This window comes from Phenylobacterium sp., assembly GCF_044236515.1.
In the GTDB taxonomy this organism is placed as follows: Bacteria; Pseudomonadota; Alphaproteobacteria; order Caulobacterales; family Caulobacteraceae; genus Phenylobacterium.
Window position 1 is genome coordinate 1 of record NZ_JBIIGK010000115.1, and the last position, 9,520, is coordinate 9,520.

Consider the following 9,520-nt stretch of genomic DNA (forward strand, 5'->3'; position numbering starts at 1 on the left):
CGCGCCAGTAGCCGTCGGGATCGGCCGACGCCCGACGCGCCGCGGCCTCGTACCCCGCCGCGTCCATCCGCGCGCCCTCGGACCACTCCGCGGGAACCGCAACCTGCCCCTCAACGCCCACTCGCCGATCCTCCTTCACGTCACCGAGCGTGCGACGGTCTTGGGAAAGCGCGGCCACGAGACCGCGCGAAGATAGCCGAACCGTGGGGGGTCGAAATTCGACTAAGGTCGATATTCACAATGAGGCTGGGGTTTGCGTCTGGCCGGCGACTAGGCGGCGATTTCAGGCAGCGACTGGACGGCGAGCACGGCCTGGGTGCGGTTCGTGACCCGCAGCTTGCGAAAGATCGCGGTCAGGTGGGCCTTCACCGTCGCCTCGGTGACGCCGAGGTCGAAGGCGATCTGCTTGTTCAGCCGGCCGCGTTGCAGGTCCATGAGAATGCGCAGCTGGGCCGGCGTCAGGGCGTCCGTCGGATCGGCGCTGGCAGCCGTCTCCGTGTAGCCGTCAGGGGCCCAGCAGGTTCCCGCCAGAATGGCGTCGAGCGCCCCGGTCAGGGCCGGCAGAGACGACGATTTGGGGATATATCCGGCCGCGCCCAGCGACAGCGCCGTCTTGACCTGGCGATGGTCCTCGTGGGCGGAGATGATCGCCACGGGCTGGTCGGGGAACCGCGAGCGGATCGTCAGCAGGCCCTCGACGCCGCTGCAATCGGACATGGTCAAATCGAGGAGTACGAGGTCGAAGCCGGCCGGACCGTCCAGCTGCTGCAGCGCCTGTCCGAGCGAGCAGGCGTGGACAACTTCGGCGTCGGCGCGCGACCGCAGCACCGCCAGTTCGAGCGCATCGCGGAACAGCGGATGGTCGTCCGCGATCAGGACCCGCAAGGTCATTTCACTCCCCCACTGCTGTGACCGCAGTTGCCCTTGGAAGGTACCGCCGAACACGGGTTTCGTCGAGACCGCCGTTACGGCCGCGCCGGCCCGCCCCCAGGTCGGTTCATCGCGCGAAGACCACGCGTCCGCCGAGGATCGTCGCATCGACCCTCACGTCGAACATGTCGCCCGGTCGGACGCCGGACAGGTCGCGGTCGAGCACCGCGAAATCGCCCAGCTTGCCCGGCGTGATCGAGCCCTTGGCCCGGTCCTCGAACTGCGATCGCGCCGCCCAGAGGGTGTACATCCGGATGGCGTCCTCCAGCTCCGGCGCCTGGCCCGCTGGCGAGGCGCCGCCAGCCTCGGCGGGCGCGACCATCCCGGCGATGCCGATCATCGGGCTGAACTGCGGGATGGTGCCGGTCGAGTCCGACACCGCCACCGGCTCCAACCCCTTCTCGATCATCGTCCGGTAGCGCGGCGTCGGCCGGCTGTTTGGCTGCCGGCTGCGGTCGTCCGGCGCGGTGATCGACACCTTCATTCCCAGCCGGCGGACGCGGTCCATCTCCTCCGGGGTCAACAGGCCGTAGTGCTCCAGCCGGTGGCGCAACGCCCGCGGAATGCGCGCCTGGGCCTTCTCCACCGCCGCCAGGGTGTAGGGCAGACTGTCGCCGGCCTGGTGCATGAACAGCTGCAGACCTTGCGCGTGCGCCGTCCACACCACGTGGTCGAGCTCCTCCTGCGTCCACTTGAGGTCGGTCGTCCGCTTGAAGGTCGCGTCGTATCCGGCCCCGGCGACGAAGATCTTGAGGCCGCCGAACCGCAGCATGTCGTCGCCGAAGCCCGACAGCAGTCCCTGGTTGCGCACCCCCTCCACCGACACCATCGAGGGCACAATCGGATAGTAGCGGATGCGCATCGGCAGCTGACCCAGCGCCTGCAGCTCCTGGACGATCGGCATGTCGTCGTCGAACTGCGGAATGGTCGCGACCGAGGTGATGCCCTTGGCGGAGAAGTGCGGCACGACCTGGCTGCGCAGCGCGTCACGTTTGCGGACGTAGGAATGCGCCTCGTTCGGCATCAGATCGAAGGTCTCGGTGGCGACGCCGGTCGGCCGGCCGTCCGCGTCTCGGGCGACGTCCGTGCCGACGATCCGGCGCCCATCGCGCCAGCGCCGCTCCCGCGCTGCGGCCGGGTCCCAAAGGTCGAGCTTCTTGAAGGCCACGGTGTTCATCGACCAGGCGTGCAGCCCGGCCATGACCACCACCGGTTGGGTCTGGCTGATCGCGTCCAGCTCCTCCCGCGTCGGCATCCGCTTTTCAGCGACCTGCTGCGCGAGGCCGAAGCCACCGCGGCCGATCACCCACTCGCCCGGCGGCGTCTTGGCCGCATGGGCCCGCATCGCCGCGAAAATCTGCGGAAGGCTGCTGACCGCCGGGAAATGAATGTCGGCCTGCAGACCGGCGAAGTAGTAGGTCGACAGCTCCAGGTGGGTGTGAGTGTCGATGAACCCCGGGACGACCGTCCGCCCGCCTGCGTCAAACGGGCGCACCCCGCCGGCCAGCCGACGGATCTCCGCCGTGCTCCCGACCCGCACGATCCGCCCGCCCCGCACCAGCGCCGCCTCGGCCCTGGGCCGCGCCGGGTCCATCGTCCAGATGCGTGCATTAAGAACAGCGATGTCCTCGCCGCCCGCCGCCAGCTGCCGCACCGCCGGCTCGATGAGCCCCTGCGCCGCCGCCGCCGGCCCCAGCGTTCCGGCCAGGGCGCAGCCGGCGAGGAAGTCACGACGATGCATCACTCTCTCCCCAACCTTCTGCGCCCATTCGATCAGTATCTGGCGATCACCTGCAAGCCCCCCCGCCGCGGCCGCTGGGTCGTCCCGCCCCACAGCGGCGCGGCCCGACCCGCCGACAGGTAGTTGGCGGTATTGGTCAGGTAGCTGACGTCGTTCAGCGCATTGTCGACGAAGGCGCTGACCGTCACCCCCTCGTTGACCGCCACCCCGACCCGCAGGTCGAGCGACGACGGCGCGCCCGGCACCGGCCGGGTCGGGTCGTAGGAGGTCGTCCCCGGGATCTGGAAAGCGTAGGGCCCCGTGTCCCGCGCCCGCCAGTTGAACTGGGCCCGCGCGAAGACCTCACGGTCTAGCAGCGTGGTGTTGTACTCGGCCGCCAGATTGACCGTCCAAGGCGGCGCCTCCAGCGTCTGGCCCTCGGTCACCAGCGGCGAGGTGCCGATGATGATCGTCTCGTCGTAGTTGGCGTCGGTGTAGCCGACCGCCGCGCTGAGCAGCAGGCCCTCCATCGGCGTGACGTTGACGTTCAGGTCGAAGCCCTTGGACGTCGCGCTGGCTGTGTTGGCCACCAGGCTGAAGGCGCAGCTCGACAGCCGCAGTTGCTGCTGAATGCCCGACCAGCGGATGTGATAGGCGCTGAACTCGTACTGCAGCCGCCCGCCGAACATCCGGTTCTTGGTGCCGACCTCCAGGTTGCGGGTGGTGTCGGGATCGTAGCTGCCGGGCGTGATGCCGAGCGCCTGCGCCTCCGGCAGGCAGAAATCGGCGATCGACTTGTTCACGCCGCCGGTGCGATAGCCCTTGGAATAGGAGGCGTAGTAGAGCGCGTCCGGCGTCGCCTGCCAGGCGATCGCCACCTTCGGCGTGAACGGCTTGGAGGTGATGCTGCCGCTCTGTACGGCGACGTCGCCGGCATAGTAGTGGCCGCTCTCGCGCACGTGGAAGTCCAGCTTGTCCTTCGCGTACCGCCCGCCCAGCGTCAGGGTCAGGTTGTCGAGGATCTTGAAGTCGATGTTGGCGAACAGGGCCGTGGAGTGCTCCATGGTCCACTCCTCGCCCAGGTAACGGCCGCGGATGCCGGCCATGTCGCCCTTTCCGGGATACATCGCCGGATGGTTCTGCTGCTCGGGCAGCACGCCGTAGCGGGCCTGCCAGGCCGCGGCGAAGTGCGGCGCATAGAATGGCAGGTAGGTCTCGAGCGCGCTGCGCGAATAGTAGCCGCCGACCGTCCAGCTCAAGCGCTTGTCCTGGTCGGTGTTGCTGATCCGCACTTCCTGCGCGAACAGGTTCTGCCAGGTCTCGGCGATGTCGGTGGTGATCGATTCCACGTAGCCAGGCGTGATCGGATAGAGCCAGTTGTTGCCGAGCTCGCGCCGGTCGTTGCCGTGGGTCGAGTCCGAGACGGGCGTCACGTGCCGCGCGAACACCGAGGTCACCGACGTCAGGTTGACGCCGGCCTGGTCGGCGCTGATTTTCAGCGACGGCGAGACGAAGTGGTCCGACATCGGCTGGGCTATCGAGGCGTAGCTGTAGAACTTGCCGCCGTCCGGGTCGGACGGGCCGTTCGGGCAGGCCACGAGGTTTGTCGGCCGCGGCGCGGCCCCGACGATCTGGCCCGGGCTCGGCAGATTCAGCGGCGAGGTCGGGCAACGGGTGACCAGCGAGGCGCGGTCCTGGATCTTGTGGTTCTGGTAGTAGACGCTCGGCGTGATCGCCAGCCAGTCGGTCGGCTGGAACAGCAGCGCCGCGCGGATGACGTCGGCGAAGCTCTCATTGGTGTCAGCGTTCTTCACCGAAGGATTCTGCCAGCTGACCCGGTCGATCCAGCCCGCCTCCTGGCGGTGGAAGACGCTGACTCGGAAGCCCAGCTTGTCAGCCAGGATCGGACCGCCGACCGCGATCCCGGCCTCGTAACCGACGCCGCCGCTCTTGACCTGGCTGACCTCGGCGCGGGCGTAGGCGCTGTAGTCGCTGAGGCTAGGAGTCGGGGTGATGAAGCGGATCGCGCCGCCCTGGGCGCTGGCTCCGAACAGAGTGCCCTGCGGGCCGCGCAGCACTTCCACCCGCTCGAGGTCGAAAATGTAGGGCAGCGTCGTGCCGTTGTAGTTCAGCGCCGCGTTGCGGGCCTGGATCGGCGTGTCGTCGATGTAGATCGCCGTCGTCGCCGCACCGGCGGTCGAGGAGACACCGCGGATGGCGACCCGGGTCGGGCCGCTGCGGCTGAAATCGACGCCCGGCGTCTGGTTGGCGACGTCGCGCAGGTCCTTGACGCCGCGGACGTCAAGGCTTTCCTGGCTATAGGCGGCGATGGAAATCGGGGTCTCCGACAGCCGGGTGTCGCGCTTGGTCGCTGTGACAATGATCTCCTCGACCTGGCCGACGTCGGACTGGGCCGCGGCCTGACCGGCCGAAACAGCGAAGATTGAGCCGCCGAGAAGAAGTGCGTGACGGATGGACGTGATCCGCTGTCCCATGGAAATCCCCTGAATATTTGTTCTCGCCGGGACTATGGATCCGATGAAACGGTCGCGCGTCCGGCGGATCGTCATGGTAACGTCACGGCCAAGACGGGAAATGAGACGAAGGTCGTATTCCCTCTCGTCTTTGCGGACCGCCAGATTGCTGGGGTGGACCGGACGGAGCCGGACTTGGTTTGGATTTGTACGTCCGATGGGTCGCGTAGAGCGGCAGACCGGCAACGGCGCCCATGACCTCGTGGATGATCATCGCGGTCGTTGGGGCCTACGTCGCACTGCTCTTCCTGATCGCGTGGCGGTCTGACCGCGGCCCCGGCGGACGCCGCCATCTGCCGCGCAGTCTCGCCTATGCCCTGTCGCTCTGCGTCTACTGCACGACCTGGACCTATTTCGGCGCGGTCGGGACCGCCGCCCGGTCCGGCTGGGAATACACCACAATCTATCTCGGGCCGGTGCTGGCGGTGACCGCGGCGTTCCCGCTGTGGTCACGGATCTCGGCGGCGTCCAAGCGGGTGAACGCCGGCTCGATCGCCGACTTCCTGGGCGGCCGCTACGGCAACAGCCGGCCGCTCGGCGCCCTCGTCGCGGTGGTCGCGATCATGGGCTCTTTGCCCTACATCGCCCTGCAGCTGAAATCCCTGCTCATCGGCTGGGAGCTGCTGCGCGGGGCCGACGGGGAGGTCGACGCCAGCTACTCCAGCGCCCTGGTGATGGCGATGATCCTGGCCGGCTTCGCGATCCTGTTCGGCGCACGCCGAGCCGACCTGACCGAGCACAATCGGGGCCTGGTTCAGGCGCTGGCCTTCGAATCCCTCGTCAAGCTTTGCGGTCTGCTGGTGGCCGCCCTGGCGGCGACCGTCGTCCTGACGGGCGTGCCGAAGGTCGACTTCGCGAGCAGCGCCCTGACGCGGCCGGTGAATTTCGACGCCAGGTTCATCGTCTTCACGGTCCTGTCGACCTGCGCGCTCTTCTGCCTGCCGCGCCAGTTCCACCTCGGCTTCGTCGAACTGGAGAACACCGAGGACACCAAAAGCGCCCGGCGCCTGCTGCCGATATATCTGCTGCTGACCACCTTGCTGGTTGTGCCGATCGCCCTCGCCAACCAGGTCCTGAGCGTCGGCAACCCGGACCTGCTGGTCCTGGAGGCGCCGTTGGCGTGGGGGCAGCCGGTGGTGACGGCCATGGTGCTGCTGGGCGGCTTTTCGGCAGCCACGGCGATGTTGATCGTCGAGGCGGTCGCCCTGTCGGCGATGATCTCCAACGAGCTCGTGCTGCCGCTGGTCGCCAGCCGGCGGTGGAAAGAGAAGACCCGGTTCGCTGACCATGCCGCCGCGATCCTGCTGGTCCGCCGCATAGCCATCGTCAGCCTGCTGGGGCTCGCCGCCTTCTACGTCGGCGAATTGAACCCCGCCGAGGGGCTCGCCTCGATCGGCATCACCGCCTTCGTCGCCGCCGCGCAGTTCGCGCCCTCGCTGGTCGGGGCGGTCGCCTGGCGCCGCGGGTCGGCGGCTGGCGCCATCACTGGCCTCGCCGCCGGCTTCTGCGTCTGGTTCTACGCCCTGATGCTGCCGCAGGTCGGCTGGACCACCTCGCCGGCCTGGATGGGCCAAGGCGACCCCGCGGTGGTGGCGGCGATCTGGAGCCTCAGCCTCAACACCGTCCTCTTCATCGTCGTCTCGCTGGCGAGGCCGCTCAGCCTCTCCGAACGCGTCCAGTCGGCGCTGTACATGGGCCGCGACCTGCATGAACTCGGCGCCCAGAAGGGTGAACTCGCCGGCAATGTGCGTGACCTCCGCGACCTGACGGTGCGGTTCCTTGGCGCCCAGGCGGCGCATCGCTGCTTCTCCGATCTCGCCCACCAGTTCGGCCGCAGCCTGGACGACGACGATCCCGTCGACCCGGCCCTGGCCCGCGAGATCGAGCGGCGCCTGGCGGGCGCCATCGGTTCATCCTCGGCGCGCAGCGTCGTCGCCGTCGCCCTGTCAGGCGACTCCCGGGCCCCGGAAGAGGTGAAGCAGATCCTCGACGAGGCCGCTCAGGCGGTGCAGTTCAGCCGCGACCTGCTACAGGCGGCGCTGGACAGCATGGAACAGGGCATCAGCGTGGTCGACAGCGACCTGCGCATCGTCGCCTGGAACGCCCGTTACCTGCGGCTCTTCGATTTCCCGCCGAATTTCATCCACGTCGGCAAGCCCATCGCCGAGGTCATTCGGTTCAACGCCGTGCACGGCGAATGGGGCGAGTGGGGCGAGCGCGGTGACATCGAGGAACGCATCCAGCGCCGGCTGAACAACCTGCAACGCCGGCTGCCGCACATCTACGAACGCGAACGCCAGAACGGGGTGATCCTCAAGTGCGCCGGCGCGCCGATCCCGGGCGGCGGCTATGTGACGACGTTCACCGACATCTCCGAGGACCGGAAGCGCGAGAAGCGACTGTCGCTGGCCGCCGATGCGCTGGAGGAGGCCAACCGGACCCTGGAGCGCCGGGTCGAGACGCGGACCGTCGAACTGCAGGAGGCGATCGCCAAGGCCGAAGCCGCCAACGCCTCCAAGAGCCGGTTCCTGGCGGCGGCCAGCCACGACCTGCTGCAGCCGCTGCATGCGGCGCGACTGTTCGTCGGCGCCCTGGCTGAGGATCTGAAATCGGCCCCGGCCGGCGTGCAACGCCTGGCGGTTCAGGCGGACCGCTCGATCGCCTCGGCCGACGAGCTGCTGCGGGCGCTGCTCAACCTGTCAAAGCTGGAGGCCGGCAAGGTCGAGCCCGATGTCCAGCCGGTCTCGGTCGGCGACCTCCTGAAGGAGTTGCAGCGCGAGTTCCTGCCGATCGCCGAGGGCAAAGGCCTGCGGCTTCACTGCGTCGGCTCGACCCGATGGGTGCTCTCCGACCCCAGCCTGCTGCGGTCGGTGCTGCAGAACCTGATCGGCAACGCCCTGTCCTACACCCAGAAGGGGCGGGTCCTGGTCGGGGTGCGACGGGCGGGCGGGCGCATCCGCATCGAGGTCTGGGACACCGGTCCGGGGATTTCGGATGACGTCAGGGGCAGCATCTTCCGCGAGTTCACCCGCGGCGCGGCGGCCGGGGCCGCGCCAGGCATGGGCCTGGGGCTGGCTATCGTCGACCGGATCGGCGCCCTGCTCGACCATCCGATCGACCTGCGCTCGAAGGTCGGGGCCGGCAGCGTCTTCTCGGTCAGCCTCCCGGTGGCGCCGATGCGGTCGCTGCCCAACCCTCAGCCCAACCCGACGGCTTTGCTGAACGGCATGAGGGTGCTGTGCATCGACGACGACCCGAACATCCTCGAAAGCATCGTCGCCCTGATCGGACGCTGGGGCGGCAAGACCGACAAGGCGGCCTCCGCCGAGGAGGCGATGTTGCTGGGTCGGACCTGGGACGTGGCGCTGATCGACTATCACCTCGGGGCCGGACCGACGGGCGCGGAGTTGATCCGCCGGCTGGGTCGGCATCGGCTGGGCCGCGTCGCCTTCGTCACTGCCGCCCGCGACGAAGAGGTGATCGCCGACGCCCGGTCGCTGGGCGTCACCATCCTGGCCAAGCCGCTGGAGCCGACCACCCTACGGCGCTTCCTGACCAACGCCCGGATGATGCCGGCGGCGGAATAGCCGCGGCGAGCTCAAGAGGAAACCCGCATGAAGATACGTCTTGGCCTCTGCGCCGCCCTCGCCCTGGCCGCCGCCGCGCCGGCCAGGGCCGCCGACCGGGACCCGTTCACCGGGGTGTGGACCTACGATCCCGCCCAATCGACCGCCAGCAGCGACTACACCCAGCGCCTGACGATCACCGTCCGCGGCGACGAGGAGACCTACTTCTCGGAAGTCGCCGGCAAGACCGGCAGCCGCAGCCTGTTGTCCTTGCGCGTGCGGTACGACGGCGCGCCGGTCGCGACCCACACCTTCAACATTGCGCCGGACGGGACCATCACCGCTGTGCCGATGGAGGTCGTCGCCCGCTCGGTCGACACCACGCACCGCATCGTTGAGCACCGCGTGAACGGCCGCGTCGTACGGGTGCTGAAGCGCGCGCCGATGGACGGCGGCCGCGCCCTGGTCAGCGAACTGACCGACTTCGACGCCGAGGGCCGACAGACCCGATCCTCCCGCCTGGTGTTCGTGGCCACGCCGCCGAAATTCTAACGGGCGCTTGGCGTGCCCGAGCGGGTGATGGTAGTCGAACGACGCGCCGGCTCGGGCGCGGCATTCGAGGATCAGAAGCATGGATCGGGACGTCTACCTCTGCGACGCCGTCCGCACGCCGATCGGCCGCTACGGCGGCGCGCTGTCGAAGGTGCGGGCCGACGACCTGGCCGCGATCCCGCTGCGCACCCTCTATGAGCGCAATCCGCAGCTGGCGG

General features: G+C 68.8%; 5 protein-coding genes and 1 pseudogene. 3 read left to right on the forward strand and 3 right to left on the reverse strand.

The features are described from left to right. Positions 1 to 270: 270 nt before the first annotated feature. From ACILRF_RS11690 to ACILRF_RS11700, 3 genes are all read right to left on the reverse strand, one after another. Positions 271 to 891 carry a response regulator gene (locus ACILRF_RS11690; protein WP_395673062.1) on the reverse strand — a complete coding sequence of 207 codons (621 nt, stop codon included), beginning with the start codon at positions 889 to 891 and terminating at the stop codon, positions 271 to 273. A gap of 106 nt (positions 892 to 997) precedes the next feature. Then, positions 998 to 2,671 carry an amidohydrolase gene (locus ACILRF_RS11695; RefSeq protein ID WP_395673064.1) on the reverse strand — a complete coding sequence of 558 codons (1,674 nt, stop codon included), beginning with the start codon at positions 2,669 to 2,671 and terminating at the stop codon, positions 998 to 1,000. Positions 2,672 to 2,703: 32 nt separating this feature from the next. Continuing rightward, the gene (locus tag ACILRF_RS11700) at positions 2,704 to 5,145 is read right to left on the reverse strand and encodes a TonB-dependent receptor (protein WP_395673066.1); all 2,442 of its coding nucleotides are present in this window, start codon (positions 5,143 to 5,145) and stop codon (positions 2,704 to 2,706) included. A 233-nt stretch (positions 5,146 to 5,378) separates the two neighbouring features. Between ACILRF_RS11700 and ACILRF_RS11705 the strand changes: the two genes are divergently transcribed. From ACILRF_RS11705 to ACILRF_RS11715, 3 genes and pseudogenes are all read left to right on the forward strand, one after another. Then, positions 5,379 to 8,771, forward strand: coding sequence for a PAS-domain containing protein (locus ACILRF_RS11705; RefSeq protein WP_395673068.1), 3,393 nt, complete (start codon positions 5,379 to 5,381; stop codon positions 8,769 to 8,771). Between the two features lie 27 nt (positions 8,772 to 8,798). Next, the gene (locus ACILRF_RS11710; RefSeq protein ID WP_395673070.1) at positions 8,799 to 9,302 is read left to right on the forward strand and encodes a hypothetical protein; all 504 of its coding nucleotides are present in this window, start codon (positions 8,799 to 8,801) and stop codon (positions 9,300 to 9,302) included. 79 nt (positions 9,303 to 9,381) lie between these two features. Continuing rightward, positions 9,382 to 9,520: pseudogene (locus tag ACILRF_RS11715) on the forward strand (3-oxoadipyl-CoA thiolase); the annotation flags it as partial.